The following is a 26,845-nucleotide window of genomic DNA, read 5'->3' on the forward strand; positions in this document are numbered from 1 at the left end:
TTGGGGTGTGGCAGCATGGGCCCATGACCGCCGCAGTCGTCCGCCGCTTCGTGGCACGTCGCCACGTCGATTACGGCCGCGTGCGCAGCGCGATCTGTCCGGCCTACTGACGACGCCCGACCATTCTGTCTCGGGCGCGCTCCGCGCCGGCTGTCTGAAGACACCGTTGTCCCGCCCGCTTCGCCGGGCCGGCCGCCGCGCCCCGCGTATCCCGAGGCACAGCAGACAACGGAGGACGCCGCGATGGCGGTCAGCAGCATCCCGGCCCGTTCCGAGGACCCGACGGCTCGCCCGACCCGAGCGCCGCGCCGGCCACGGGGTGAGGGTCAGTGGGCGCTCGGCCACCGCGAGCCGCTCAACCCCAACGAGCGGATCAAGAAGGACGACGACCCGCTCAACGTCCGGGCCCGCATCGAGACCATTTACGCGCACCGCGGCTTCGCCTCGATCGACCCGCAGGACCTGCGGGGCCGGTTCCGCTGGTGGGGCCTCTACACCCAGCGCAAGGCGGGCATCGACGGCGGGCGTACCGCCGTGCTGGAGCCGCACGAGCTGGAGGACGAGTTCTTCATGCTCCGGGTCCGCATCGACGGCGGGCAGCTCAGCCTTGCCCAGCTGCGCGTGATCGCGGACATCTCCCGGGAGTTCGCGCGGGACACCGCCGACATCACCGACCGGCAGAACATCCAGTACCACTGGATCCGGGTCGAGGACATGCCGGAGATCTGGCGTCGGCTGGAGTCGGTCGGTTTGCAGACCACCGAGGCGTGCGGCGACTGCCCGCGGATCGTGCTGGGCAGCCCGGTCGCCGGGGTGGCCCGCGACGAGCTGCTCGACCCGACTCCGGCGATCGACGAGATCGTCTCCCGGTACGTCGGCGACAAGCAGTTCTCCAACCTGCCCCGCAAGTTCAAGACGTCGATCTCCTGGCTGGTGGACACCCCGTACGAGTCGAACGACATCGCCTTCCTCGGTGTCGACCACCCGGAGCACGGGCCCGGCTTCGACGTCTGGGTCGGTGGGGGCCTCTCCACGAACCCGATGCTCGCCAAGCGGCTCGGCGTCTGGGTGCCGCTGGCCGAGGTGCCGGACGTGTGGGCCGGAGTGGTCGGGATCTTCCGCGACTACGGCTACCGCCGACTGCGCAACCGGGCCCGGTTGAAGTTCCTGGTGGCCGACTGGGGCGTGGAGCGCTTCCGCGAGGTTCTGGAGAAGGACTACCTCGGTCGTACGCTGCTCGACGGCCCGCCGCCGGTCCTGCCGTCGAAGCCGGTCGACCACGTGGGCGTGCACGAGCAGTCCGACGGGCGGCACTACGTGGGCGCCGCTCCCGTGGTGGGGCGGGTCTCCGGCGCGCAGCTCAGCCAGCTGGCCGACGTGGTCGAGGCGCACGGCAGCGATCGGGTGCGGCTCACCCCGTACCAGAAGCTGCTGGTGCTCGACGTGCCGTCGGAGCGGACGGAGTCACTGATCGACGCGCTGCGCGGGATCGGTCTGGAGGCCCGGCCGTCGGCCTGGCGGCGCGGCACGATGGCGTGCACCGGCATCGAGTACTGCAAGCTCGCCATCGTCGAGACGAAGGCCCGCGGCGAGGAGTTGGTGGCCCGGTTGGAGCAGCGGCTGCGCGACTTCGACGCGGACATTTCGATCCACATCAACGGCTGCCCGAACGCGTGCGCACGCACCCAGGTGGCCGACATCGGGCTCAAGGGTCAACTGGTGGTCGGCCCGGACGGCCGGCAGGTCGAGGGTTTCCAGGTGCACCTGGGCGGCGGGCTGGGCATGGCCCAGGGGCAGACCGCCGGTTTCGGCCGCAAGCTTCGCGGCCTGAAGACCACCGCCGACGAACTTCCGGAGTACGTGGAACGGCTGGCCCGTCGCTACCTGGCCGGTCGGAGCGAGGGCGAGACGTTCGCCAACTGGGTGATCAGAGTCGACGAGGAGGAACTGCGGTGAGCAGCGAGAACCGAGCGGCACCTCTGTACTGCCCGTACTGCGGCGAGGAGGACCTGCGGCCGCACGAGGCGGGTCACGGCGCCTGGGAGTGCCACGCCTGCACCCGGGTCTTCTCGGTGAAGTTCACCGGGTTGCTGAGTCGGGCGGTGACCTCATGAGTCTCGTCTCGGCCGCGAGCCTGCGACTGGTGGGCCCGGGCGGCTCGACGCCGGCCGACCCGGCCCGGCGCGACCCGGAGGAGCTGCGGGCCCTGGCCGAGCAGGCCGCTCGGGACCTGGAGGGCGCCCCGGCACTGGAGATCGCCCGCTGGGCGGCGCAGACCTTCGGTGAGCGGTTCTGCGTGACCAGCTCGATGGCCGACGCCGTGCTGGCGCACCTGGTCTCCCGGGTGGCCCCCGGGGTGGACGTGGTCTTCCTCGACACCGGCCTGCACTTCCCCGAGACGCTGCGGGTACGCGACGAGGTCGCCCGGACGCTGCCGGTGAACGTCAGGTCGATCCGGCCCCGGCTCACCGTCGGCCAGCAGGACGGCCAGTACGGGCCCCGGCTGTTCAACAAGTCGCCGGACGACTGCTGCCAGTTGCGCAAGGTGGAGCCGCTGGAACGGGCTCTGACCGGGTACGACGCCTGGGCTGCCGGCCTGCGTCGGGACGAGTCGCCGAGCCGGGCCAACACACCGGTGGTGACCTTCGACGCGCGTCGGGGCAAGGTCAAGGTCAACCCGATCGCGGCCTGGTCGCAGAAGGATGTGGACTCCTACATCGCCCGTTTCAACGTGCCGGTCAACGAGCTGTTCAAGCAGGGTTACGGGTCGATCGGCTGCTGGCCGTGCACCCGCCGTACCAAGGCCGGCGAGGACGCGCGGGCCGGCCGGTGGGCCATGTTCGAGAAGACCGAGTGCGGGCTGCACGTCTGACCTCCCCGGCGGCGACCCTGACCGGCTCCGGTGCCGCTGGCGGGGCGGCCCCGGTGGTGCTGGTCGCGCACGGCAGCCGTGACCCGCGGGCGGCCGATGCCACCCGGGCGCTGGCTCGGGCGGTGTCGGCGGCCCGGCCGGGCACACCGGTGTGGGCGAGTTGGCTGGACCACACCGAGCCGGGGCCGACCCAGGTGCTGCGCGACCTGGCCGTGGCCGGCCATCGCCGGGCGGTGCTGGTGCCGCTGCTGCTGACCGCCGCCTACCACCATCGGGTGGACATCCCGGCGGCGGTCGCCGCAGCGGCGCGGTCCGGGCCACCGCTGTCGGTACGGGTGACCGATGTGCTCGGCCCGGCGGACGACACGCCCGATCCTGCGCTGCTGGCCGGGTTGTGCCGGCGGCTGGGTGAGACGCGTCCGGGCCGCTTCGACGCGTTGGTGCTGGCCGCGGCGGGCACCCGGGACGCGCGGGCGCGACGATCGGTGGGCCGGGTCGCCGACGCGCTCGGCGTGGAGTTCGGGGTGCCCTGCCGGGTGGCGTACGCCTCGGCGGCTCCACCGGCGACCGGTGTGGCGGTGTCCCGGCTGCGGGCGTCCGGCGCGCGCCGGGTCGCGGTGGCCGCGTACTTCCTGGCGCCGGGGCTGTTCCACGACGCGGTGACCGAGGCGGCCGGGGCGGCGGGTGCGGTGGCGGTCGCCGCGCCGCTGACCGACGCACCGGAGTTGGTCGAGCTGGTGCTGCGTCGGGTCGACGACCGGCCCGTGCTGGCGTCTACGGGCTGATAACCCGTGCTGGCACTGTGTGATCCGGTGCCGGACAGCAGAACGCCCCGGTGGGCGAACCCACCGGGGCGTACAGCTGTGTGTTGGGGATCAGGCGGAGTGAGCGCGCAGCACCCGGAGACCGCCACGCCGCTTGACGGCGCGCCGCTCCTCCTCGCTCATTCCGCCCCAGACGCCGGCGTCCTGACCAGACTCGAGTGCCCACTGAAGGCACTGGTCGGTCACGGAGCAGCGCCTGCAGACGGCCTTGGCCTGCTCGACCTGCAGCAGAGCCGGTCCAGACGTCCCGATCGGGAAGAACAGCTCCGGGTCTTCGTCGCGGCAGACACTATGGTGACGCCAGTCCATGGCGGCAACACTCCTCATTCTGGATGGGTGGCGAACAATTGCTTGGTCGTGCTTTTCCTATATGCATCCGCAGTGCCGATGGTGACAGTTAGCGTCCGTCCATTCGGCAGTGCGTGAGCAGGCGTTCAGCGCCGGGGACCTGCTGGAACAGCTCAACCTGACGAGCATATCCAGGCAATGTCCCGGTAACTCAAGTTCGCTTGTGAATACTTTCACGAACAGTCGCGATGTCAAGGGTGACGCTCGGAAAAACTCCGGTCGGTGAGCAAGCCCACAACCCCTTTGTCCGGGTTCCAGTGCTTTCCTGGTTACCCGCCGTGCCACAGCCGAGGATCAATATAGTACAGTCCGCGTGACATTGCTGACATTTCCGGCACCTGCCCCTCGGTGTGGCGGCGACCAGGTCGATCGGTTGTGGCCACCGTGTCGACCAAGGGCAGTACCCGAGACCTAGCAGATTACTCTCAGTGCGGCCGGAACGGAGGTGAATCTGACTTTCTCCCGCTCGCCGAGATAGTCCCCGTCCAGCTGGAACGCCTGTGGACGGCTGGAGACCAGCGTGAACTCCGCCGTGTCATGGAGTCGTAACACCTGCCGACCGCGTGGATCCGGTTGCCGGGACAGGAACTGCGTCACTGTCCGGGTTGTGCTAGCCACCCGGAGCTGACGCAACGCCAGCACATCCAGCCCGAGATCGAACGACGCCGCCGGGTTCGGGTTGACCTCCCGGTCGCCCAGGTACGTCCAGGGGGCCGTGTTCTGGATGATGACGGTGGCCAGCTCGGCCTCCGCAGGCTCCCCCGGACGCTCCAGCACGATCGCCGGGTGCCGCCGGTCCGAGGCGAAGAAGTACTGATTCATGATCGAACGCAGATAGAGCGACGGTGTGGAGACCCGCCCCTTCCGCCGGGCCTGCTCCACCCGGTGGATCACCGCGGCATCCAGGCCGAAGCCGGCGCAGAAGGTGAAGTAGCGGTCGTCGGCGAGGCCCAGCCCCACCGTCCGGCTCCGGCCCAGCCGCAGTCCTTCCAGGATCATGCTGGTCGCCTCCGGCCACTCCCGGGGCAGGCCCACCGCACGGGCGAACACGTTTGTCGAGCCACCGGGAACGGTCGCCAGCGCGGGCAGTCGCTCGGCCATCGGCGCGTCGCCGGCGCGAGTCGGCGGTTCGGCCGTCATCAGGCCGTTCACCACCTCGTTCACGGTGCCATCGCCACCCAGGGTGACGACCAGGTCGACGCCCTCAGCGGCTGCCTCCCGGGCCAGCGCCACGGCGTGCCCACGCCGACGGGTGTAGCGCACGCTGAGATCGACTTCGCTGCGCAGCGCCCGGACGAGCACGTCCCGGCTGCGTTCGCTGGTGGTGGTGGCCTTCGGATTGACCACCAGGACGGCCCGCATGGGCGGCACTGTACCTTCCGGCAGCCCGGGTATCGTGGCGCGCGTGACCATCGACTCGGACCCGATCCCCGTCACGCTCCGCTGGGCGGTCCGGCTGCTGTGGGCGGAGGCGGCCGTCGTCGGGCTGATCGCCGTCTGGTTGGTCTGGGCCGACCTCACGGCCACCCGTACCGACCTGCTGGCGGCGTTGCTGGTGACCGCGTTCGCCATCGGGGCGGCCGTCGTGCTCTGGGCCCTGGGTCGCGCGCTGCTGCGCCGTCAGGCGGGCGCACGAGCTCCCGCGATCGTGCTTCAGCTGATGCTGCTGCCGATCGGGTGGTTCATGATCCAGGCTGGCCTGGGCTGGCTGGGCGTGCCGCTGATGGCGCTCGGCCTGGGCGTGGCCTGGCTGCTGATCTGCCCTCCGACGACCCGCGCCCTCGGCTTCGAGTGACCGCGCCGGTGCGTCGGACCGGTCAGTAGCCGCCGGAGCGGCGGGTGAGCAGCGCGATCGTGGCCCGATCGTCGGCGGAGGTGGCGGACGCCGAGGTGGTCAGCGCGGTGAGCACCTTCCAGGCGAAGGACGACTCGGCGGGCAGGGTGGCACCGCGCACGGTCGGCACTGTCACCTCGACTGTCAGCGCGTCCTCGGTGACCGCGAAGCGGCACTCCAACTCGGCGTCGCGGGTGGCGATGGCGAGCAGCATGGCGCACGCCTCGTCGACAGCGATCCGCAGATCCTCGATCTCGTCGAGCGCGAACTGCAACCGGGCCGCGAGACCGGCGGTGGCGGTGCGGAGCACGCCGAGGTAACCGCCGTCGGCGGGCACCGTGAGGTGCACCACGTCGTCGTCGATTGCTGGCTGGCCAGTCAGTTGAGTCACGCCTCATCCCCCCGGTCGGGGACTCTACCCGGTCAGCCGTCCATACGCGTGCCGGCGGTGGTGGCGTGCCCGGCCAGCTCGCGGAGCGCGGCGCCGCTGAGTCGGTAGGGAACCCACTCGCTCATCTGCTCGGCGCCGATCGAGGCGTAGAAACCGGCGGCCGGATTCCAGTCGATCATCGACCACTCCAGCCGCTGGTAGCCGCGCCGTACGCAGATGTCGGCCAGCGCGGCGAGCAGAAGTCGACCGGCTCCGGTGCCCCGGGCGGCCGGCCGGACATAGAGGTCCTCCAGGTGTATGCCGTGCACGCCGGCCCAGGTGGAGAAGTTGAGGAACCACAACGCGAAGCCGACCGGCTCGTCGCGCTCGTCCACCGCGACGTGACCGAAGAGCGCCGGAGCAGTCGTGAACAGCGCCGAGGTCAGTTGCTCGGCGGTGAGGTGGCACTGCTCCGCGGCACGCTCGTACTCGGCCAACTCGTGCACCATGGCGACGACGGCCGGCACGTCCTCGGGACGTGCCGGCCGGATCGTCGGGATGACCGGGGAGGTCACGCCTTCTTGGTCTCCCAGAAGATCTTCGAGATCTCGTCGATCTTCGCGAGCAGCTTGTCGGCGGTGGCCGGGTCGAGGCTGCCCTTGACGCCACCGGCGCCGGCGAGCTTGGTGGCCTCGTTGAACAGGCTGTGCAGGTTCGGGTACTTCTCGAAGTGCGGCGGCTTGAAGTAGTCGGTCCACAGCACCCAGAGGTGGTGCTTGACCAGCTCGGCGCGCTGCTCCTTGATGATGATGGCGCGGGTGCGGAACTCCGGGTCGGTGTTCGCCTGGTACTTCTCGCAGATCATTTTGACCGATTCGGCCTCGATCCGGGCCTGAGCCGGGTCGTAGACACCGCACGGCAGGTCGCAGTGAGCGCTCGCGGTGACGCGGGGCGCAAGGATGCGCGGAAGTCGCATCGGGATCCTCCATGGGAAGTTTGCGATGATCAAAGGCGACATTACTCCTGGGAATGCTCCCCGAACCGGGTGGAGGTGAAACCAGTGGCCGCCGATCACCCGGCTGAGGTGCCCCGGCTGCGGAGGCCGCTGACCGCCGTTCTGGTGACCGGGCCGTCCATGGCCCCGACCCTGCGGCACGGTGACGCGGTACTGGTTCGTCCCGGTGGCCGCCCGATCCGAGCCGGCGACGTGGTGGTCGCGGTCTTCCGGACCCGCCCCGATCTGCTGGTGGTGAAGCGTGCGGTCCGGCCGCAGGACGGCGGCTGGTGGCTGCGCGGCGACAACGACCTGATCACCGACGACTCCCGGGCGTACGGGGTGGCCGACGTACGAGGACGCGTGGTGGCCCGCTACTGGCCGCGCCCCGGGCGGGTACCCCGTCGTCAGTTATGACCCTGCTCACATCCGAGGGGTGGTGTCGACACTATGCTCGGAAAGTGCCCGGGTGACCCCCCGCACCGCGTGCCACCGCTCGCCGCCCACCTCGCGGCGGGGCCGGCCGCCTCACATCTGCTCGACAGATCCTGGAGTCACCACCATGCCTTCGTCCACCGTGGACCCCGCTGATCCCGTCTTCCTGCTGCACCGGGGCGGCAAGATGGCCGTCACCTCGACCGTGCCGCTCACCAGCCGGGAGGACCTCTCCCTGGCGTACACCCCGGGGGTGGCCCGGGTGTGTGAGGCGATCGCCGCCGACCCCGCCCTGGTGGACGACTACACCTGGGTGTCGCACACGGTCGCGGTGGTCACCGACGGCTCGGCGGTGCTCGGGCTGGGCAACATCGGTCCCCGGGCCGCGCTGCCGGTGATGGAGGGCAAGGCGGTGCTGTTCAAGCAGTTCGCCGGGGTGGACGCGGTGCCGGTGTGCCTGGACACCCAGGACGTGGACGAGATCGTCGCGGTGGTGCGGGCGCTGGCGCCCTCGTTCGGTGGGATCAACCTGGAGGACATCAGCGCGCCGCGCTGCTTCGAGATCGAGCGTCGGCTCGACGAGGCGCTGGACATCCCGGTCTTCCACGACGACCAGCACGGCACCGCCATCGTGGTGCTCGCCGCGCTGCGCAACGCCGCGACGTTGCTCGACCGCAAGCTCGGTGATCTGCGGGTGGCGGTGAGCGGCGCGGGCGCGGCCGGCGTGGCCGTGACGAAGATGCTGATCGCCGGGGGCGTCAACCCCGACCAGGTGGTGGTCTGTGACTCCAAGGGGATCATCGGCCGGCACCGCACCGAGCTCACCGGCACCAAGGCTGAGCTGGCGGCGAGCACCAACGCCGACGGCCGCCAAGGCGACATCACCGAGGCGTTGCGCGGCGCGGACGTGCTGGTCGGGGTCTCCGGCGGGCAGATCCCCGAAGCGGCGGTGGCCGGGATGGCGCCCGGCGGGATCGTGTTCGCGCTGGCGAACCCGACCCCCGAGGTGCACCCCGAGGTGGCCGCCCGGCACGTCGCGGTGGTCGCCACCGGGCGCAGCGACTACCCCAACCAGATCAACAACGTGCTGGCCTTCCCCGGTGTGTTCCGCGGTGCGCTCGATGCCGGTGCCACGCGGATCACCGAGGCGATGAAGGTCGCCGCCGCGGACGCCATCGCCGGCGTGGTGGCCGATTCCCTGACCGCCGACGCGATCGTTCCGTCCCCGCTCGACCCGCGCGTCGCGCCGGCCGTGGCCGAGGCGGTCGCCGAAGCCGCCCGCCGCGACGGCGTCGCCCGCCGGTAAGCGCACATGACCGGGGGCGCTCTGCGCCGCCGGCCTGTGCGCACGCGTGGGCCGGGGGCGCTCCGGCGCAGCATGCGCCGCCGGCCTGCGCGCACAGCTTCTTAACGAGCCCTCAGCTTGTTACCGTGCCGATCATGCGTGCTGCCTTTGCCTCCCGTTTCGACGATGCCGATCCGCTCGCCGCGCTCACCGTCGGTGAGCGGCCCGAGCCGACCCCTCCGGCCGACGACTGGGTGACCGTGCAGTTGCGGGCCACCTCGCTCAACCACCACGACCTCTGGTCGCTGCGCGGGGTGGGTCTCACCGAGGCCCAGCTGCCGATGATCCTCGGCTGCGACGCGGTCGGGCTGGACCCGGAGGGACGCCCGGTGGTCGTGTACCCGGTGGTCGTCACGCCGGGTGACCCGCGCGGGGTGTCCATCCTCTCCGAGCACTTCGCCGGGACGCTCGCCGAGCGGGTGGCCGTACCCCGCTCGAATCTGATCCCGCTGCCCGATGGCATGGCGGCGACCGACGCGGCGTGCCTGCCCACGGCCTGGCTGACCGCGTGGCGGATGTTGACCACCAAGGGCCGCGTCGCGGACGCCGACAGCGTGCTGGTCCAGGGCGCGGGCGGTGGCGTGGCCACCGCGGCCGTCGCGCTCGCCGTCGCGATGGGCAAGCGGGTGTACGCGACCAGCCGCGACGCCGTAAAGCGGGACCGGATCTCGGCCCTCGGCGCCATCGCCGTGGAGCCCGGTGCCCGGCTGCCGGAGCGGGTGGACGTGGTGATCGAGACGGTCGGCGCGGCCACCTTCGACCACTCGCTGAAGTCGGCCGCGCCGATGGCCCGGATCGTGGTCTCCGGCGCGACCGCCGGGCACGAGCCGTCGGTCAACCTGCGCCGGGTCTTCGCCATGCAGCTGGAGATCCTGGGCACCTCGATGGGCACGCCCGGCGAGCTGTACGAGCTGCTGGCGTTCTGCTCCGACAACGAGGTGCGCCCGGTGGTGGACAGCGTCATCCCGTTCAGCCGGGTCGAGGACGCCTTCGCCCGACTGCACTCCGGCGACGCCTTCGGCAAGGTCGTCATCGACCACACCGCCTGACGCGCACCGCATCGCCGCCGCCCGGCCTTGTCTGACCTGGCGCGGCCTGGCCCCGCCGCAAGATCGCGCAACATCATGGAAATAGTGGCCTCCGCGTCGTGGGAGGCCACTATTTCCTGGTTACTGCACGATCTTGTGGCGGCCGGAGCGGCTAAGGCGCACGGCGCGGGCGGGCCTCAGAGGTGGTCGTCGAAGGTGGCGATGTCGCCGCGCGTCGCGTCGGTGGGGATGCGCTTCCTGGCGTCCGCGTCGCCGTAGAGCGACCAGCGCAGGAACTCGACAGACGTGTCCGAGACGACCCGCAGCGTCGCGCCGTCGCTGAGCAGCGCCCGCCCGTGGTCGCCCTTGGGCAGGCTCAGCATCGCCTTCGGCCAGGGCACCTTGTCGTACGCGGCCCTGCCCGCCGCGTACTCGACCACCTCGTCCAACTCGCCGTGCACGAACAGTTGCGGTGCGGCAGCGCCGGCGAACGCGGTGCCCACGCCGAGCGCCGTGCCCGCGAACACCACACCCGCGTCCAGTCGCTCGTCGCGGCTCGCGGTGAACAGGCCGATGGTGGTCACCCCGCCCGCCGAGTGCCCAGCCGCAGCCACCCGCTCGCTGTCCAACCGGCCGCGCAACGCGTCGTCGGCCTTGCCGTTCAACGCCAGCACCTGGTCCAACGCGTACGACACATCGGCGGGCTGGTTGAGCACGTCGAGGACGTTGTTGTCAGCGCCCCGCGAGGTGTGCGGGAACGTCGGCGCGGCCACCACGAAACCCGCCGCCGCCCAGCGGGTCAGCAGCGTGGCGTAGTCGTCCGGCCGCCCACCCAGGCCGTGACTGAACATCACCACCGGAAACCGGCCCTCCGCCGCGGTCGCCGACCGCTTGGCCGCGCCGCCGGACTGCCCGGCCGCCGGGTACCAGAGCGTCGTCGGCAGCGCGCGGCCGTCCCGGTTCAGCTTGAGCTGGCGTACGCCGACCGCGAAGGCGCGCTGCGGGGCCTTGCCGGCGGGCACCTGCGGTGTCGGTGTGGCTGCGGGTGGTGGTTCGACGGGCGCCTGCTGGCCCTCGGTCTTCCTGGCGTCCGCCGAGCAGCCGACCAGACCGGCCATGAGCACGGCGCTGGCCAGCAGGGCGGGGGTGACGCGACGTGGCATGAATCCAATTGTGCCCTGCCCCGCTGACGTGCCCGGTGGACTTCGACGCGGTGTGCCCGTCGACTCACCTAGCGCTGCCCGGCTGCCGGTATCAGGCCGCAGCACGTTCGGCGAGCGGGCGTCGCCGTCGTGCGGTGTCGGTCAGCGCGCGCAGAGGAAAGGCGGCGTTGGGGTTGTACCGGTTCGTTCCGGGCGGAACGATCTCGTCGATCCGGTCGAGGGTCGCGTCGTCCAGGGTGAGCGTGGCGCCCTTGAGTAGGTCCTCCAGTTGCGGCATGGTTCGCGGTCCGATGATCGCCGAGCTGACGGCCGGATGGGCCACGGTGAAGGCGATGGCGAGCTGCGGGAGCGTGCAGCCGATGCTCGCCGCGAGGTCGACGAGCTGTTCCACGATGTCGAGCTTGGCGGCGTTCTCGGCGATCGTGGGGTCGAACTGCGCCGGCCGGAGCACGGCCCGCCCGGTCGACAGGTCGATGGGCTGGTCCCTGCGGTACTTGCCGCTGAGGAACCCGAAGGCGAGCGGGCTCCAGACCAGCACCCCCATGCCGTAGCGCTGGCAGACCGGGAGGGTCGACGCCTCGACGCCGCGGGCCAGGATCGAGTACGGCGGCTGCTCGGTGCGCAGGCGTCCGAGGCCACGACGCTCGGACACCTGGTGCGCCTCGACGATCTCCTCGGCCGGGAAGGTCGAGCAGCCGAAGGCGCGGATCTTTCCGTCGCGGACCAGGTCGGTGAGCACCGAGAGGGTCTCCTCGATGTCGGTCGAGGGGTCGGGACGGTGGATCTGGTAGAGGTCGATCCAGTCGGTGTTCAACCGTCGCAGGCTGCCCTCGACGGCCTTGAGGATCCACCGCCGCGAGTTGCCACCCTGATTGGGCCCCTCGCCCATCGGAAAGTGCACCTTGGTGGCCAGCACGACGTCGTCCCGGCGCCCCCGCAGCGCCTTGCCCACGATCTCCTCGGACTCACCCCGGCCGTACATGTCGGCGGTGTCGACGACGTTGATGCCCTGGTCGAGGGCGGTGTGGATGATGCGGACGCAGTCGTCGTGGTCGGGGTTGCCGACGGCACCGAACATCATGGTCCCGAGGCAGTGGGTGCTGACCTCGATGCCGGTGCCGCCGAGCGTGCGGTAGCGCATGCCGATGCTCCCTTGGGTGATTCAGTAATGATCAGCTGGCACGCACCCTAGGAGCTTGAGTCGGCTCTAGGTCAACCCCTCGTTACCCTGCTCGGCATGGCTGAGGTCACCGCGAGTCTGAGCATCGGGCAGATCGCCGAACGCACCGGCTTGAGCGTGCACACCCTCCGCTTCTACGAGCAGGAGGGCCTCTTCGTCAGTCCCGTACGCCGGGGGCCGGGCGGGCGTCGCAGCTACACCCAGGACGACGTGGACTGGCTGACCGTCTGCATCATCCTCCGCGCCTCCGGCATGCCCCTGCCCGCGCTCCGCCGGTACACCGACCTCGTCCGGGAAGGCACCGGTAACGAGGAGGAACGGCTCGCGCTCCTGCGCGAGCACCACGGTCGCGTCACCTCCCAGATCGACAGGCTCACCCAGAGCCTGGATCTGATCACCTTCAAGGTCGGGCTCTACGAGGATCTGCTTGAGCAGGACCGGCGCGCAGCCGGGCCAGGTCGTCGGCGTCCTTCGGGCGGCGGGGACGTTCCGGCATCCAGACCGGGTACATCTGCTTGAACTCGATCTGGGCCGCCACCGAGATGGTCGGCGCGGTGAGCGGGCCGATCCGGCCGGGTGGGGCGTCCAGCATCCCGGCCGGCAGCGGGGTGCCGACCCAGGATCCGGCACCGACCGTCGGTCGGCCGGCGGCGTCGCGACCCAGGTACGCGAAGCTGACCTCCACGTCGGCGGCGAACAGGTCGAGCTGCGACTCCACCGGCATTCGCGGGTCGGGAAGCCAGCCCCGGGCCAGCAGCAGGTCGGCCAGCCGGTCCGCGTCGTCGCGCCAGCAGTACCAGTCAACGTCCAGGTGTGGGCGGGTCACCGTACCGAGCTGGAAGTCCATCGCCCAGCCGCCGCGCAACCACACCGGGATGCCGACCGCCCCTGCCACCGCGAGCACCTCGGCGATGCTCGCCAACTGCCGGCGCGCAAGCTCGTCCACCGCAAGACCGTACCGGTGTCGGCCGGGTCAGTGGGCCGGGCGGGACTCGTAACGGGTCACTGTGGGGGAGTGGGCGTCGGCGGGGAGGCGGGCACCGGCGGCCCGGTCGCCGTAGAGGGTCCAGCGCAGGAAGTCGGTGGTGGTGGCGAGGACCGGGGCGAAGCCCGGATGGCCCGGTGTGAGGTACGCGCCGTGGTCCTGGCCGAGCAGGCTGAGGAACGCGGCCGGCCCGGGGGTGCGCGCGTACGCGGCCCGGCCGACCGTCACCGGCACCACCGGGTCGGCCGTGCCGTGCACGAAGAGCACCGGCGCGGCCGGTCCGGCGAAGCTGCCCGGCAGCCCACCGCCGGCGATCACGATGCCGGCGCGTAGCCGGGCCGGGTGGCCCTCGCTGAACATGCCGGAGGTGGTGAAGCCGCCCGCCGAGTGGCCGGCGGCGGCGACCGAGGTCAGGTCGAGGTGCCCGGCGAGGGGATCGACAGGGCTCCGGTCGAGGCCGCCCAGAAACCGGATCAGTCGCCAGGCGTCGGCCGGCTGGTGGCGTACGTCGGCCCGGGTGAAGTTCGTGGCGCCCTGTCGGGTGTGCGGGTACGCCGGTGCGGCCACCACGAAACCGGCCCCCGCCCAGCGGGTGGTCAGGCCGGCGTGCAGCTCGGGCAGGCTGCCCAGCCCGTGGCTGTAGATCACCACCGGGAACCGTCCGGCCGCCACCTGATCGGTCGACGCCGGGTACCAGATCGTCACCGGCAGGGGGCGCGCCGAGCGCGGATCGAGGGTGAGCGTACGCACGCCGACGGCGTACGACCCCTCGGGCGCCCGACGCGCCGACACCGGCCCGGTGGCCCCGCCGGCCGTGGCCGTGGCCGGCGCACAACCGGCAAGCAGCGCTGTCACCAGTACGGCCATCAGCCGGCCCGCCCCCATCGTTCCACGGTAGGTGCCCGGGCGGGCGTAGCGGCCCCGCCGTCCGGCTCGGGTGCATCCGCCACCCGGTCGGGTCACCTCCGCCGGCCGGGTCCACCCCTGGGACGCCGCCGGCCGGGGACGGTGCCGCGTGACCAGCTTCGCTAGGGTCACCGGCATGCCTGAGAACTACACGGACCCCAGCGGCAACACCGAGGCGTTCCGCGCCTTCAACCAGACGCCGGAGACTGCGGCGCCGACGGAGGCCCCGTCCCGCCTGCCGCTCATCATTGGTGCGGCAGTGGTCGTCGTGGTGCTGGTGGCACTCATCGCCTGGCTGGCGACCGGCTGACCGAGTCGCCTGGCTGGCGCCGCACCGATCAGGTCGCCTGGCTGCGGCCGTACTGAACGGGCTTCACCGACTCGCGCGCACCCTCGGGCCTCCCGGGGGTGCGCGCCTCAGTGGCGTCGGGCCGCCGCGACCACGTCCCGGGTCTGCCTGGCGATTTCCCGCTCCTCGTCGGTGCGGATGACGCAGACGCTCACCTCGGCGCCATCGGGGGAGATCAACCGGTTGCCCTCGCCGTTGTTGCGGGCTTCGTCCACGGCGATACCGAGCCGGCCCAGCCCGGCCAACGCGGCGGCCCGCACCGGCGCGGCGTGCTCGCCGACCCCGGCGGTGAAGGTGATCGCGTCGACCCGGCCGAGCAGCGCGTAGTACGCCCCGACGTACTCGGTGATCCGCCGGCAGTACACGTCGAAGGCCAGCGCCGCCGCCCGGTCACCGGCCGCCCGGCGTTCGAGCACCTCGCGCATGTCGTTGACCCCGGTCAGCCCGAGCAGGCCACTGCGGTGGTTGAGCAGGTCGTCGATGTCGTCCACCGACAGCCCGCCCTCGCGGCGCAGGTGGAAGATCACGGTCGGGTCCACGTCGCCGCTGCGGGTGCCCATCACCAGCCCCTGCAACGGGGACATGCCCATCGAGGTGGCGACGCTGCGACCGTTCGCCACCGCGCAGGCGCTGGCCCCGTTGCCCAGGTGCAGGGTGATCGTGTTGACCTGTTCGTACGGGCGGCCCAGCAGCTCAGCGGTGCGCCGGGACACGTACGCGTGTGAGGTGCCGTGAAAGCCGTACCGGCGGATGTCGTACCGCTCGGCGGTGTCCCGGTCGATCGCGTACGTCGCGGCGGCCTCCGGCAGGGTGTGGTGGAACGCGGTGTCGAAGACGGCGACCTGCGGGACGTCCGGCAGCGCCGCGCGGGCCACCTCGATGCCGGCCAGGTTGGCCGGGTTGTGCAGTGGGGCGAGCGGCACCAGATCCTTGATCGCGGCCAGCACCGCGTCGTCGACCAGTACCGGTGCGCTGAACGTCCGGCCACCGTGCACCACCCGGTGTCCGACCGCCGCCAGCCCGGTCAGGTCGAGCCCGTCCAGGATCTGCCGGACCGCCTCGGTGTGGTCCGCCGGGCCGCCACCGGGCTCACCGATCCGCTCGACGGTGCCGTGGTCGAGTGCCCGGTCACCGTCGTAGCGGCGCCACTTCACCGACGACGACCCGCAGTTGAGCACCAGCACCTGACTCACGACGCCTCCTCGGTGGCCGCCTGGATGGCGGTGATCGCCACCGTGTTGACGATGTCCGGCACCGTGGCGCCCCGCGACAGGTCGTTCACCGGCCGCCGCAGGCCCTGCATGACCGGGCCGACGGCGACCGCCCCGGCGGAGCGCTGCACCGCCTTGTACGTGTTGTTGCCGGTGTTCAGGTCCGGGAAGATGAAGACGGTGGCGTGCCCGGCGACGGGGCTGTCGGGCAGCTTCGTGGCCGCCACCGCCGGATCGATCGCCGCGTCGTACTGGATGGGCCCCTCGACAAGCAGGTCGGGCCGGCGTTCCCGGACCAGCGCGGTGGCCGCGGCGACCTTCTCCACGTCGGCGCCCGCGCCGGAGCTGCCGGTCGAGTACGACAGCATGGCCACCCGGGGTTCGATGCCGAACCGGGCGGCGGTGTCGGCCGACGAGATCGCGATGTCGGCGAGCTGGGCCGCGTCCGGGTCGCGGTTGACCGCGCAGTCGCCGTAGACCAGCACCCGGTCGGCGAGCAGCATGAAGAAGACGCTGGAGGCCACCGAGACGTCCGGCAGCGTACGGATGATCTCGAACGCTGGCCGGATGGTCGCGGCGGTGGTGTGCGTGGCGCCGGAGACCATGCCGTCGGCTCGGCCGGTGGCCACCATCAGCGTGCCGAAGTAGTTGGGCTGCGCAACGATGTCGTGCGCCAACTCGGCGGTGACGCCCCGGTGGGCGCGCAGCCGGGCGTACTCGGCGGCGAAGTCGTCGCGCCACTCGCTGGTGCCCGGGTCGACCACCCGCATGTCGCCGAGGTCGATGCCCAGCTCCCGGGTGCGCCGGGCGATGTCGTCCGGCCGGCCGAGCACCGTCAGCTCGGCCACTCCACGCCGTAGCAGGATCTCCGCCGCGCGCAGGATCCGCTCGTCGGTGCCCTCCGGCAACACCAGGTGCCGGGGCTTCGAGCGGGCACGGTCGATCAGCTCGTTCTCGAACATCAGTGGGGTGACCCGCGCCGACCGGCTGACCCGCAGCCGACGGGCCAGGTCGTCGGTGTCCACACAGCGCTCGAACGCGCCGAGCGCGGCCTCCACCTTGCGGGGATTGGACGCGCTGGGCCGGCCCTCGATGCGACTGGACGCGGCCACCGTGTCGTAGCTGTCGAGACGCACGGAGAGCACCGCCAACCCGGTGTTGAGGCCCTCCACCAGCCGCATCACCCTGGGGTCGGGCTGTTCGCCGAGGGTGAGCACCAGCCCGGCCACCGACACCTGCCCGGCCACGTGCGCGGCGCTCGCGGCGACGAGCAGGTCGGCCCGGTCCCCAGGGGTGATCACCAGGGCGCCCTCGGTGAGGTGGCCCAGCAAGGTCGGCACGTGCGCCGCGCCGACCACGAAGTCCAGCACGTCGCGACTGAGCGCGGCGTCGTCCCCGGCCAGCAGGGTGGCACCGAGCGCCGCCGCCACCTCGGCCACCGTCGGCGCGGACACGCTCGGCACCTCCGGGATGGCGTACGCGGGGACCGGCAGGTCGGGCAGCGTCATCGGCTCGGTCACCCGGTTGGCGATCACCGCGAGCACCGTCGCGCCGAGGTCGGCCAGATCGTGGTACGCCCCCCGCATCGCCGACGCGACCGCCGCCGGCTCCTGCCCGAAGCCGTCCACCACCGGCACCACCACGCTGCCGAACTCGGTGGCCAGCCGGGCGTTGAAGGCCAGTTCCCGGGGGTGGGCCGGGTCGCCGGGCTCGTCGAAGTCACTGCCCACCACGACCACCGCCGGGCACTGCCGCTCCACCGCCCGGTAGCGCTCGACGATGGCGGAGATGAGCTGCTCCCGTCGGCCGTCGGCGACCAGCGCCGAAGCCTCGGCGTAGCTCGCCCCGGCCAGCTCGGACAGCGGCACCTCGACCCGGTAACGCTCGCTCAGCAGGGCGAGGATCGGGTCCTGGCCGGTGTCGGCCACCAACGGCCGGAACACGCCGATCCGTCCGACCTGGCGGGACAGCAACTCGGCGAGCCCGAGGGCGATCGTCGACTTGCCTCCGCCGGACCCCACGCTGGTGAGGTAAACACTCCGAGCCACGTTCCCACCCCCTGCCCGTTGATCAAGAAGTTTGCGTCAGCTCCGGCCCCCATCGTGACCGAAAATTCTTGATCACCGGGTGCGGAACGGGGTTAGGCGTCTTCGTCGTCGGGATCGTCTAGGCGGGCCAGGTAGGTGGCCAGGCGCTCGATGGGGGTTTCGAAGTCGGGGTTGAGGTCGACGAAGTCGCGCAGGCGCTCGCCGAGCCACTCCAGGGTCACCTGCTCCTCGCCCCGGCGCTCGACCAGCTCCTCGATGCCACGGTCGGTGAAGTACATGGGGTACGTCCTCGTGCTCGGCCCGGCTCGGGCCGGGCGGGTGGTGGGTGGATGGTCAACCGGCCGGTGGGTGGACCAGCGGACCTACGAGAGCCGGGGCAGGACCGTGGTGAAACGGCCCTGCCCCGGTTTCCGTGCTCAGGTCAGGTCACGGGCGGGGGAGAGCCGCCTCGATCAGCGCGTTCTGCTCGACCTCGTGGGTCTTGGCCGAGCCGACCGCCGGGGCGGCCGCGGCCGGGCGGGAGATCCGCCGCAGCCGAACGTCCGTGAGGTGCTCCAGCAGGTTGAGCGCGACGAACGACCAGCCACCCTGGTTGGCCGGCTCCTCCTGCACCCAGGCGAAGTCCTCGGCGTTCGGGAACTGCGCGAGGGCGGCCCGGATCTCCTCCACCGGCAGCGGGTACAGCTGCTCCAGCCGGAGGATCGCGGTGTCGGTGACGCCGCGCTCCTGCCGGGCCTGGAACAGGTCGTAGTAGACCTTGCCGGAGCAGAGCAGCACCCGCTTCACCGCCTCCGGCGCCGGGGCGGCAGTGTCGCGCAGCACCGGCTGGAAGGTGCCGGTGGTGAAGTCCTCCACCGACGAGACGCAGAGCTTGTGCCGCAGCAGCGACTTCGGCGTGAACACCACCAGCGGCTTGCGCTTGGGCGACAGGGCCTGGCGGCGCAGCAGGTGGAAGTAGTTCGCCGGGGTCGTCGGGATGGACACCCGCATGTTGTCCTCGGCGCACATCTGCAGGAACCGCTCCGGCCGACCGGAGGTGTGGTCCGGGCCCTGACCCTCGTGGCCGTGCGGCAGCAGCAGGGTGATGGCGGAGCGCTGGCCCCACTTCACCTCACCGGACGAGATGAACTCGTCGATCACCGACTGGGCGCCGTTGACGAAGTCGCCGAACTGGGCCTCCCAGGCGACGAGGGCGTTGATGTTCTCCACCGAGTAGCCGTACTCGAAGCCCATCGCCGCGTACTCGCTGAGCAGCGAGTCGTGCACGAAGAACCGGGAGCGGTCGCCGTCGCCGGTGAGCGACTTCAGCGGCAGGTAGTCGTCGCCGGTGCGGGAGTCGACCACCGAGGCGTGCCGCTGGACGAACGTGCCGCGACGAGAGTCCTGTCCGGCGAGCCGGACGGTGACCCCGTCGTGCAGCAACGCCCCGAGCGCGATGATCTCGCCGAAGCCCCAGTCGATGTTGCCCTCGACGGACATCTTGGCCCGCCGGTCCAGCAGCTGCTGAATCCGCTTGTGCGGGGTGAAGCCCTCCGGCAGGTTGATGTGCGCCTCGCCGATGGCCTTGACCACTGACGCGTCGGTGGCGGTGTCGACCTGCGGCTCCGGCTCCTCCTCGCGGCGCGGCCGGTTGAGCTGGCGCGGTGCCGAGGCGGCGTCCCGGGTGGCCTTGAAGACCTTCTCCAGCTGCGCCTGGTAGTCGCGCAGCAGCTCCTCCGCGTCCTCCACGGTGATGTCACCGCGACCGATCAGCTCCTCGGTGTAGAGCTTGCGGACCGAGCGCTTCGAGTCAATGATCTTGTACATCTGGGGGTTGGACATCGACGGGTCGTCGCCCTCGTTGTGCCCGCGCCGGCGGTAGCAGACCATGTCGATCACGACGTCCTTGTTGAACGTCTGCCGGTATTCGAACGCCAGCCGGGCCACCCGGACCACGGCCTCCGGGTCGTCGCCGTTGACGTGGAAGATCGGCGCCTGGATCATCCGGGCCACGTCGGTGCTGTAGAGGCTGGACCGGCTGTACTCCGGGGCGGTGGTGAAGCCGACCTGGTTGTTCACCACCACGTGCACGGTGCCGCCGGTGCGGTAGCCGCGCAGCTGCGACAGGTTGAGGGTCTCGGCGACCACGCCCTGCCCGGCGAAGGCGGCGTCACCGTGCACCGCCAGCGGCAGCACGGTGTAGCCCTCCAGCTTGAGGTCGATCCGGTCCTGCTTGGCCCGGACGATGCCCTCCAGCACCGGGTCGACGGCCTCCAGGTGCGACGGGTTGGCCACCACCGACACCTTGACCGCGTGCTCGCCGTCGGGGGTGGTGAACTTGCCGTTCTGACCCAGGTGGTACTTCACGTCGCCGGAGCCCTGCGTCGAGCGCGGGTCCAGGTGACCCTCGAACTCCGAGAAGATCTTCTCGTACGGCTTGCCGACGATGTTGGCCAGCACGTTGAGCCGACCCCGGTGGGCCATGCCGATGACGACCTCGTCCAGCCCGTTCTCGGCGGAGGACTCCAGCACCTCGCCGAGCAGCGGGATCAGCGACTCGCCGCCCTCCAGCGAGAAGCGCTTCTGGCCGACGTACTTCGTCTGCAGGAAGGTCTCGAACGCCTCGGCGGCGTTGAGCCGGTTGAGCACGTGCTTCTGCTCGTCGGCGGACGGCTTCTCGTACTTGCGCTCGATCCGTTCCTGGACCCAGCGCCGCTCCTCCGGGTCCTGGATGTGCATGTACTCGATGCCGACGCGGCGGCAGTACGAGTCGCGCAGCACGCCGAGGATCTCGCGCAGCTTCATCCGCTGCCGGCCGGCGAAGCCGTTGACCGGGAACTCGCGGTCCAGGTCCCACAGGGTGAGCCCGTGCTGGAGGACGTCCAGGTCGGGGTGCTTGCGGATCTTGAATTCCAGCGGGTCGGTGTCGGCCATCAGGTGACCGCGCACCCGGTACGCGTGGATCAGCTCGTGCACCCGGGCGGTCTTGTTGATCTGACCCTCGGAGTTGACAGCGACATCGCGCATCCAGCGCACCGGCTCGTACGGGATGCGCAGGGCGGTGAAGATCTGGTCGTAGAACCCGTGCTCGCCCAGGATCAGCTCGTGCATCACCTTGAGGAACTCGCCGGACTGCGCGCCCTGGATGATCCGGTGGTCGTACGTGCTGGTCAGCGTGATGATCTTGCTGACCGCCAGCTCGGCCAGGGTGGCCTCGGACATCCCCTGGTAGGGGGCCGGGTACTCCATCGCGCCGACGCCGATGATCGCGCTCTGCCCCTGCATGAGCCGCGGCATCGAGTGCACGGTGCCGATGCCGCCCGGGTTGGTCAGCGAGATCGTGGTGCCGGAGTAGTCCTCCATGGTCAGCTCGTTGCGCCGCGCCCGTCGGACCACGTCCTCGTACGCCTGCCAGAACTGCCGGAAGTCCATCTGCTCGCAGCCCTTGATGGAGGGGACCACCAGGTTGCGGCTGCCGTCCGGCTTGGCGAGGTCGATCGCGATACCGAGGTTGACGTGTGCCGGGCGGAGCACCGCCGGCTTGCCGTTGGCCTCGGTGAAGGAGTTGTTCATCTCGGGGTGCTGGACCAGCGCGCGCACCAGCGCGTAGCCGACCAGGTGGGTGAAGCTGACCTTGCCGCCCCGCCCACGGGCGAGGTGGTTGTTGATCACGATGCGGTTGTCCACCAGCAGCTTGGCCGGGACCGCGCGCACGCTGGTCGCGGTGGGCACGCTCAGCGACGCGTCCATGTTCTGGACGATCTTCGCCGCGACGCCCCGCAACGGCGTGGTCTGCGGGCCGTCGGCACTCGGCGCGGCGGCCTTGGCGGCCGGCTTGGCCGGAGCGGTCTTCTCCGGCGTGGCCTTCGGTGTGGCCGCAGCGGCGGGCTTGGCCGGCGCCGGCTGGGCGGCGGCCGGCTTGCTAGCGGTCGCCGGCTTGGCCGGGGCGCTCGGCTGGGCAACCGTGGCGGCTGCCTCCGGCTGACCGTCCGGCTCCGGGGCGGCGGCCGGCTTGTCCGAGGATTCGGCGCCGCGCGGGGTGCCCGCGCCCGGTGCCGGTCGGTAGTCGGCGAAGAAGTCGTGCCAGGCCGAATCGACGCTCGATGGGTCGGCGAGGTAACGCTGGTACATCTCCTCGACGATCCACTCATTCGGGCCGAAACCCGCCAGTGGGTTCTCCTGCGAAGTCTGCTGGGTCGACACGGCCGGTAATCGCCTCTTTCACGCGGGTTTGTGTGGCACGCGGTGGGTCCGTCGCGCCCGATTAGGAGCACGGACTAGACGGCTCCCAGGCTACGCCGTACCGATCCCGCAGGCATTTCCGCCTCGGTCCCGTGGCCGGTTTCACAGAAGATGCCAGAAGTTCAGCAACGCCTGCGCGCACCGTGTCGAACTGATAACACCGGGCCGGTCGCCGAGGGTGACGCCCGACCCCGGAGCGGCCAGCCTGTCGGCGCCGCTCCGGGGTCGCAGACGCCATCAGGCGATGTCGCGCCGCCGGGTGAGCAGAACTCCGGCAATTCCGCTGACCAGCGCGTAGCCGATCAGCACCAGGGCACCGACCCACCAGGACGGTGTGAACTCCGAGGTGCCCTCCGTGATCATGACCTGGGACGCCACAGCGGGCCAGACCACCTGCCACTTGAGCACCGCCTGGCTGTCGAGCACGTTCGACAGGAGCAGGAACAGCAGACCCACCACCTGGGTGCCGATCAGATAGAGCACCGCCGCCGTGATCACCGCACCGAGCTGGTTGGTGATCAGCGTGCCGATGCCCACCCCGAGGATCGTCCAGATGGCGTAGGCCAGCAGGTTGAACAACAGCGCCCGCTGCACCGGCCACTCACCGAGCTGAGTGCCGTAGTCGTTCGCGGACAGGAAGATCGCGCCGGCGGCCAGGTCGATGAGCGTGGTCGCCAGCCAGAACATGAAGCCGAGCAGGCTGGCCGCGACGAGCTTGCTGACGATGACCGACGTTCGCCGGGGAGTCGTCAGGAACGTCGTGGTCGCGGTCTGGTGGAAGAACTCGTTGGTGACCATCAGGATGCCGATGAGCATCACGAACATCAGCCCGAGGTACTGGCCCGAGGTGTAGAGATTCGCCGCCTGCGCCGGCGCGGTCGCCTGCTCGGCGCTGACGCCGATCTCTTCGGCGTCGCCGCCGAGCGTCGTGACGAACAGCCACGCGTTGATCGCGAACGCCAGGGCGATCGAGAGGAACGCGCCGAGGGCCAGCCACCACCAGGTGCTGGTGGTACGGATCTTGAGTAGCTCGGATCGGACCAGGTTCATCGGATGCCCGCCTTTCCGGCCGTCAGCTCCAGGAAGACCCGTTCCAGATCGGGCCGTTCGGTGGTCAGTTCGTGCAGCTCGACCCCGGCCGCGAGGGCGGACCGGCCGATCGTCGGGGCGTCCACCCCGCCGACCAGCAGCACGCCCTGCTCGTCGGTCTCGATGGTCGCCGACTGCGCCTTGAGGGCGGCGGACAACGCCTCGGCCTGCGGGGTGCGGACCCGGACCCGGGCGCCCTGGGCCATCGACCCGAGCACCTGGTCGACCGGACCCTGCCGGACCAACTGCCCGGCCGCGATGATCACCACGTCGTCGGCGAGGAGCTGCATCTCCGACAACAGGTGGCTGGAGACCAGCACCGTACGACCCTCGTGGGCGAGGTTCTTGAGGAACCCACGCATCCACCGGATGCCCTCCGGGTCCAGCCCGTTGGCAGGCTCGTCGAGGATCAGCACGCGGGGGTCACCGAGCATCGCGGCGGCGATGCCGAGCCGCTGCTTCATGCCCAGCGAGTAACCCTTGAACTTGCGCTTCGCCGCCGGGGTGAGCCCGACCAGGGCCAACGCCTCGTCGGCCCGCTGCTTGGGCAGCCCGGCCGCCGCGCAGATGACCCGGAGGTGGTTGATGCCGGTGCGGCCCTTGTGCGCGCTGGACGCCTCCAGCACCGCGCCGACCTGCCGCAGCGGGTTGGCGAGGTCGGCGTACCGCTGGCCGCTGATGGTGGCCGTGCCGGCGGTCGGCGTGACCAGATTCAGCAGCATGCGCAGCGTGGTGGTCTTGCCTGCGCCGTTCGGGCCGAGGAAGCCGGTCACCCGTCCCGGCGCCACGGTGAAGGACAGGTTGTTCACCGCCCGGACGTTCTTGTACTGCTTTGTCAGACCGGACACCACGATCTGACCGTCGCTGGTGGGGCTTCGCTGCCCGTCAGTCATCGTTCTCCTCCCGTGTGTGGCGTCGAGGTACGCCGTGGCACAGCGTGACGGCCCGTGGCAACAAGGTCAATCAGGCGCGGTCAGTACGTTTGCCTCCGTCGCGGGGTGGATGCGACTCATCCCTGCGGACTACGGCAGGGGTTCAGCGGGCGATCCAGGTTGCCCGCGCCGCGCCAAGCAACGACCCGTCCGGGCCGTACAGGCTGGTGTGCACGAGCGCCTTGCGCCCATCGACGCGCAGCAACGCCCCGGTCACCACGCACTCGTCGCCCGGCCCGGGCAGCGCCGCGACCACGGCGGCGATCCGGCCCAGCAGGTACGGGCGGCCCGGCGCGAGCACCGCCCAACCACCGGGGCAGTCCAGCGCAGCCCAGATCGTGGCCGCGCTGACCTCTGCGGGCGCGCGGAAGGGTGCGGCGGTCCGGCCATCGGGCAGCCGGCCGGGGAAGATCCGCAGCCCGTCGGCCCGCTGCGGCCCGCAGACGTAACAGCTGGGGAACGGATGCTCGACCAGGCCGGGGTAGCGGGCCGCGGCGGCCACCGCCGTCTCCAGGTCGACCGGGGGTACGACGGCATCGATCACCCCGGCCGGGCGCACCTCGGCCACCAGTTCGCCAGCCGGGTCCCGGACCTCGCCGTCGGCCACTGTCAGCTCGGTCTCCAGCGGTGGTGGCCGGCGCAGCGTCACCTCGACCGGCCCGCTGCCGCCCGCCTCGGCGGCGAAGATCCCCGCGCTCCAGCCGCCGTTGCCGGAACCGGCGGGCCCGTTGTAGCGGGTTTCGATGCGCATCGTCGACCTCCGGTGGTGCGTGTCGGCGCCTTCGCCGGCCTGGTCCGGCAGCCTCGCACGGTCCGCGCCGGGGGTCGCTAGCGGTCTCGCCTGCCGGCGTTCATCCGATCGACACCAGTGGTCCCCGTGGATGGCAACCCGGGCACCTACACAGATCCCATGGCCGTTCTGCATGCCGCTGGCACACCCCTGAAGACCAGCGGATACACCCTGCTGATCGCCGACGACCCCACCCAGGTCGCGGCCGCGCAACGCCTGCGCCACGAGGTGTTCGCCACCGAGCTCGGCGCCACTCTCCCCGGCGAGGCCGGGTTGGACGTCGACCCCTTCGACGCGTACTGCGACCACCTGATCGTCCGCGAGGACAGCACCGGCGAGGTGGTCGGCACGTACCGGCTGCTGCCGCCGGGGCGCACCACCCGGCGCTACGCCGAGGACGAGTTCGACCTGAGCCCGCTCGACCCGCTCCGCGACGACCTGGTCGAGGCGGGTCGGTCCTGCGTGCACCCGGACCACCGCTCCGGCGCGGTGATCAACCTGATGTGGGCCGGCATCATCCGGTACCTGCACCTGCGCGGCTCCCGCTGGCTCGGCGGCTGCGCCTCGGTGCCGGTGGCTGACGGTGGGCGGACGGTGGCCGAGGTGTGGACGCAGGCCCGGGCCCGGCACCTGTCACCGCCGCCGCTGCGGGTCCGCCCGTTGCGGCCCTGGTTCACCGAGGCGGCTGCCGCCGGCCCGGTCGCCGTCGCCCCGGCCGGGCGGGTGGCGGTTCCGCCGCTGCTGCGTGGCTACCTCCGGCTCGGCGCGTGGATCTGCGGCGAGCCGTCGTACGACAGCGACTTCGGGTGCGCGGACTTCTACGTCCTCTTCTCTCTGGACCGGATGAACCCGCGCTACCTGCGGCACTTCCTCGGCGGGGAGCAGCGGTGACCGCCGTGCCGCGCGACCTGTGGCGCCCCGCCTCGGGTTGCGACGACGACTGCCTGCCGACGGCCGGCGAGGTGCCCACGGTGCCGGTGGCCCGCCGGGTGCTCCGGCTGGTCGCCGCGCTCGGCATGTTGCTGACCGGGATCCCGGTGGTGCTGCTGCTGCCCGTGCTTCCCACTCGGGAACGGCAGGCGCTGGTCAGCGGCTGGGCGCGGGCCACCGCGCGTGCCTTCGGCGTCCGCCTCGTGGTCCGGGGTCGGTTGCCCCGGCGGCGCGCGCTGCTGGTCGCCAACCATGTCTCCTGGCTGGACATCCTCGCGGTGCTGGCGGTCGCGCCCACCCGGATGGTGGCGAAACGGGAGATCCGGTCCTGGCCGGTGGTCGGTCTGCTGGCCGCGGCGGCGGGCACGGTCTTCGTGGACCGGGCCCGACCGCTGACGCTGCCGAGGACCGTCGCCCGGGTCGCCGAGACGCTGCGCGCCGGGCGGTCGGTGGCGGTCTTTCCGGAGGGTACGACGTGGTGTGCCGGGAACGGTGCCACCGACTGCCGCCCCGGTGGTGGGTTCCGGCCCGCGATGTTCCAGGCGGCCATCGACACGGGCAGCCCGGTGGTTCCGCTGCGGCTCACCTATTGCTGTGCGACCACCGGGTCTACCACCACGGCAGCCGCCTTCATCGGTGCGGACACTCTGCTGCGCTCGGTGGCACGGGTGGTCGCGGCGCGGGAGCTGGTGGTATCGGTGACGATCGCCGCCGCGCTGCACCCGGCCCGTGACGCCGATCGGCGGTTGCTGGCCCGGGCCGCCGAGTCGGCCGTACACCTGGTGCCGACGGCGGGGGCCGTGGCGCGGACCCGGCTGCGGCCGGTGCCGGCGGTGACCCCGGCCGTTCCCGCGCCGGCTCTGCCTGCTGATCGCGAGCTGGGCCTGGCGGCCTGAGGAGAGCACGCCGACCGCCGGGCCGGCGACCAACTCGCGACCTGTCTTGTGGTATCGCGATGTATCGCGTTACATTCTCCTCCTGTTCGGCGTGC

At 71.3% G+C, this 26,845-nt stretch carries 28 protein-coding genes; 12 read left to right on the forward strand and 16 right to left on the reverse strand.

The annotated features are described in order from the left end of the window. Positions 1-243 precede the first annotated feature (243 nt). From GUI43_RS09270 to GUI43_RS09280, 4 genes are read left to right on the forward strand one after another with little or no spacing between them, the layout of a single operon-like run. Complete coding sequence (locus GUI43_RS09270) at positions 244-1,956, forward strand: nitrite/sulfite reductase (RefSeq protein ID WP_112583665.1); 1,713 nt, start codon at positions 244-246, stop codon at positions 1,954-1,956. Next, positions 1,953-2,114, forward strand: coding sequence for a hypothetical protein (locus GUI43_RS33800; protein WP_165435836.1), 162 nt, complete (start codon positions 1,953-1,955; stop codon positions 2,112-2,114). The genes GUI43_RS09270 and GUI43_RS33800 overlap by 4 nt, the downstream gene beginning before the upstream one ends. Next, positions 2,111-2,872: a phosphoadenylyl-sulfate reductase gene (locus GUI43_RS09275; protein WP_112600967.1), complete on the forward strand. Its 762-nt coding sequence runs from the start codon at positions 2,111-2,113 to the stop codon at positions 2,870-2,872. The genes GUI43_RS33800 and GUI43_RS09275 overlap by 4 nt, the downstream gene beginning before the upstream one ends. Then, positions 2,854-3,657: a sirohydrochlorin chelatase gene (locus GUI43_RS09280; RefSeq protein ID WP_425271095.1), complete on the forward strand. Its 804-nt coding sequence runs from the start codon at positions 2,854-2,856 to the stop codon at positions 3,655-3,657. The genes GUI43_RS09275 and GUI43_RS09280 overlap by 19 nt, the downstream gene beginning before the upstream one ends. 90 nt (positions 3,658-3,747) lie before the next feature. Here GUI43_RS09280 and GUI43_RS09285 read toward each other — a convergent pair whose 3' ends face one another. Beyond that, a complete protein-coding gene (locus tag GUI43_RS09285) occupies positions 3,748-4,005 on the reverse strand; it encodes a WhiB family transcriptional regulator (protein ID WP_088950012.1) in 258 nt (85 codons plus the stop codon). Between the two features lie 450 nt (positions 4,006-4,455). Beyond that, a complete protein-coding gene (locus tag GUI43_RS09290; protein WP_091406065.1) occupies positions 4,456-5,406 on the reverse strand; it encodes a diacylglycerol/lipid kinase family protein in 951 nt (316 codons plus the stop codon). Between the two features lie 43 nt (positions 5,407-5,449). On the opposite strand from GUI43_RS09290, the gene GUI43_RS09295 reads away from it, so the two are divergent. Beyond that, positions 5,450-5,839, forward strand: coding sequence for a hypothetical protein (locus GUI43_RS09295; RefSeq protein WP_112583663.1), 390 nt, complete (start codon positions 5,450-5,452; stop codon positions 5,837-5,839). A gap of 22 nt (positions 5,840-5,861) precedes the next feature. On the opposite strand, the gene GUI43_RS09300 is transcribed toward GUI43_RS09295, so the two are convergent. From GUI43_RS09300 to sodN, 3 genes are read right to left on the reverse strand one after another with little or no spacing between them, the layout of a single operon-like run. Continuing rightward, positions 5,862-6,269 carry an ATP-binding protein gene (locus GUI43_RS09300; RefSeq protein ID WP_091406059.1) on the reverse strand — a complete coding sequence of 136 codons (408 nt, stop codon included), beginning with the start codon at positions 6,267-6,269 and terminating at the stop codon, positions 5,862-5,864. A 32-nt stretch (positions 6,270-6,301) separates the two neighbouring features. Beyond that, a complete protein-coding gene (locus GUI43_RS09305) occupies positions 6,302-6,823 on the reverse strand; it encodes a GNAT family N-acetyltransferase (RefSeq protein WP_112583662.1) in 522 nt (173 codons plus the stop codon). Then, positions 6,820-7,224 (reverse strand): superoxide dismutase, Ni, encoded by a 405-nt coding sequence (gene sodN / locus GUI43_RS09310; protein ID WP_112583661.1) that lies wholly within the window; start codon positions 7,222-7,224, stop codon positions 6,820-6,822. Before sodN ends, GUI43_RS09305 begins: the two co-directional genes overlap by 4 nt. 84 nt (positions 7,225-7,308) lie before the next feature. Here sodN and GUI43_RS09315 point away from each other — a divergent pair, with 84 nt between their 5' ends. The 3 genes from GUI43_RS09315 (at position 7,309) to GUI43_RS09325 (ending at position 10,071) form a co-directional block, all read left to right on the forward strand. Then, on the forward strand, positions 7,309-7,659 hold the full coding sequence (locus GUI43_RS09315; RefSeq protein ID WP_220090464.1) for a S24/S26 family peptidase: 351 nt from the start codon (positions 7,309-7,311) through the stop codon (positions 7,657-7,659). Between the two features lie 145 nt (positions 7,660-7,804). Beyond that, a complete protein-coding gene (locus tag GUI43_RS09320) occupies positions 7,805-8,983 on the forward strand; it encodes an NAD(P)-dependent malic enzyme (RefSeq protein WP_112698557.1) in 1,179 nt (392 codons plus the stop codon). Between the two features lie 125 nt (positions 8,984-9,108). Continuing rightward, positions 9,109-10,071 carry a zinc-binding dehydrogenase gene (locus tag GUI43_RS09325; protein WP_112583659.1) on the forward strand — a complete coding sequence of 321 codons (963 nt, stop codon included), beginning with the start codon at positions 9,109-9,111 and terminating at the stop codon, positions 10,069-10,071. 176 nt (positions 10,072-10,247) lie between these two features. Here GUI43_RS09325 and GUI43_RS09330 read toward each other — a convergent pair whose 3' ends face one another. Next, on the reverse strand, positions 10,248-11,213 hold the full coding sequence (locus GUI43_RS09330; RefSeq protein ID WP_112600968.1) for an alpha/beta hydrolase family protein: 966 nt from the start codon (positions 11,211-11,213) through the stop codon (positions 10,248-10,250). Positions 11,214-11,304: 91 nt separating this feature from the next. Continuing rightward, on the reverse strand, positions 11,305-12,354 hold the full coding sequence (locus GUI43_RS09335) for an aldo/keto reductase (RefSeq protein ID WP_112600969.1): 1,050 nt from the start codon (positions 12,352-12,354) through the stop codon (positions 11,305-11,307). 96 nt (positions 12,355-12,450) lie between these two features. Between GUI43_RS09335 and GUI43_RS09340 the strand changes: the two genes are divergently transcribed. Beyond that, positions 12,451-12,912 carry a MerR family transcriptional regulator gene (locus GUI43_RS09340; protein ID WP_112583656.1) on the forward strand — a complete coding sequence of 154 codons (462 nt, stop codon included), beginning with the start codon at positions 12,451-12,453 and terminating at the stop codon, positions 12,910-12,912. Here GUI43_RS09340 and GUI43_RS09345 read toward each other — a convergent pair. After that, complete coding sequence (locus tag GUI43_RS09345; protein WP_146763118.1) at positions 12,794-13,339, reverse strand: nucleotidyltransferase domain-containing protein; 546 nt, start codon at positions 13,337-13,339, stop codon at positions 12,794-12,796. The genes GUI43_RS09340 and GUI43_RS09345 overlap by 119 nt on opposite strands. Positions 13,340-13,366: 27 nt before the next feature. Further along, entirely contained in the window at positions 13,367-14,263 is an 897-nt protein-coding gene (locus GUI43_RS09350; RefSeq protein ID WP_112600983.1) for an alpha/beta hydrolase family protein, read from the reverse strand. Positions 14,264-14,420: 157 nt separating this feature from the next. On the opposite strand from GUI43_RS09350, the gene GUI43_RS33805 reads away from it, so the two are divergent. Continuing rightward, on the forward strand, positions 14,421-14,594 hold the full coding sequence (locus GUI43_RS33805; protein WP_170158699.1) for a hypothetical protein: 174 nt from the start codon (positions 14,421-14,423) through the stop codon (positions 14,592-14,594). A 107-nt stretch (positions 14,595-14,701) separates the two neighbouring features. Here GUI43_RS33805 and GUI43_RS09355 read toward each other — a convergent pair whose 3' ends face one another. The 7 genes from GUI43_RS09355 to GUI43_RS09385 all read right to left on the reverse strand — a co-directional run bounded on the left by GUI43_RS09355 (position 14,702) and on the right by GUI43_RS09385 (position 24,885). Continuing rightward, complete coding sequence (locus tag GUI43_RS09355) at positions 14,702-15,826, reverse strand: acetate/propionate family kinase (RefSeq protein WP_112600970.1); 1,125 nt, start codon at positions 15,824-15,826, stop codon at positions 14,702-14,704. Continuing rightward, positions 15,823-17,892: a phosphate acetyltransferase gene (gene pta, locus GUI43_RS09360; RefSeq protein ID WP_112600971.1), complete on the reverse strand. Its 2,070-nt coding sequence runs from the start codon at positions 17,890-17,892 to the stop codon at positions 15,823-15,825. The genes GUI43_RS09355 and pta overlap by 4 nt, the downstream gene beginning before the upstream one ends. Positions 17,893-17,984: 92 nt before the next feature. After that, complete coding sequence (locus tag GUI43_RS09365) at positions 17,985-18,170, reverse strand: DUF6104 family protein (RefSeq protein ID WP_030490374.1); 186 nt, start codon at positions 18,168-18,170, stop codon at positions 17,985-17,987. Between the two features lie 148 nt (positions 18,171-18,318). Beyond that, positions 18,319-22,074, reverse strand: a complete 3,756-nt coding sequence (locus GUI43_RS09370) for a multifunctional oxoglutarate decarboxylase/oxoglutarate dehydrogenase thiamine pyrophosphate-binding subunit/dihydrolipoyllysine-residue succinyltransferase subunit (protein ID WP_112600972.1) — start codon at positions 22,072-22,074, stop codon at positions 18,319-18,321. Between the two features lie 276 nt (positions 22,075-22,350). Continuing rightward, the gene (locus GUI43_RS09375) at positions 22,351-23,163 is read right to left on the reverse strand and encodes an ABC transporter permease (RefSeq protein WP_112600973.1); all 813 of its coding nucleotides are present in this window, start codon (positions 23,161-23,163) and stop codon (positions 22,351-22,353) included. Continuing rightward, the gene (locus tag GUI43_RS09380) at positions 23,160-24,095 is read right to left on the reverse strand and encodes an ABC transporter ATP-binding protein (protein ID WP_112583649.1); all 936 of its coding nucleotides are present in this window, start codon (positions 24,093-24,095) and stop codon (positions 23,160-23,162) included. Before GUI43_RS09380 ends, GUI43_RS09375 begins: the two co-directional genes overlap by 4 nt. Before the next feature lie 142 nt (positions 24,096-24,237). Further along, positions 24,238-24,885 carry a hypothetical protein gene (locus GUI43_RS09385; RefSeq protein ID WP_112600974.1) on the reverse strand — a complete coding sequence of 216 codons (648 nt, stop codon included), beginning with the start codon at positions 24,883-24,885 and terminating at the stop codon, positions 24,238-24,240. A 159-nt stretch (positions 24,886-25,044) separates the two neighbouring features. On the opposite strand from GUI43_RS09385, the gene GUI43_RS09390 reads away from it, so the two are divergent. Further along, on the forward strand, positions 25,045-25,815 hold the full coding sequence (locus tag GUI43_RS09390) for a GNAT family N-acetyltransferase (protein WP_112583647.1): 771 nt from the start codon (positions 25,045-25,047) through the stop codon (positions 25,813-25,815). Further along, on the forward strand, positions 25,812-26,750 hold the full coding sequence (locus GUI43_RS09395; protein WP_112600975.1) for a lysophospholipid acyltransferase family protein: 939 nt from the start codon (positions 25,812-25,814) through the stop codon (positions 26,748-26,750). Before GUI43_RS09390 ends, GUI43_RS09395 begins: the two co-directional genes overlap by 4 nt. Positions 26,751-26,845: the final 95 nt, after the last annotated feature.

The organism is Micromonospora noduli (assembly GCF_003264365.1).
GTDB lineage: Bacteria > Actinomycetota > Actinomycetes > Mycobacteriales > Micromonosporaceae > Micromonospora > Micromonospora noduli.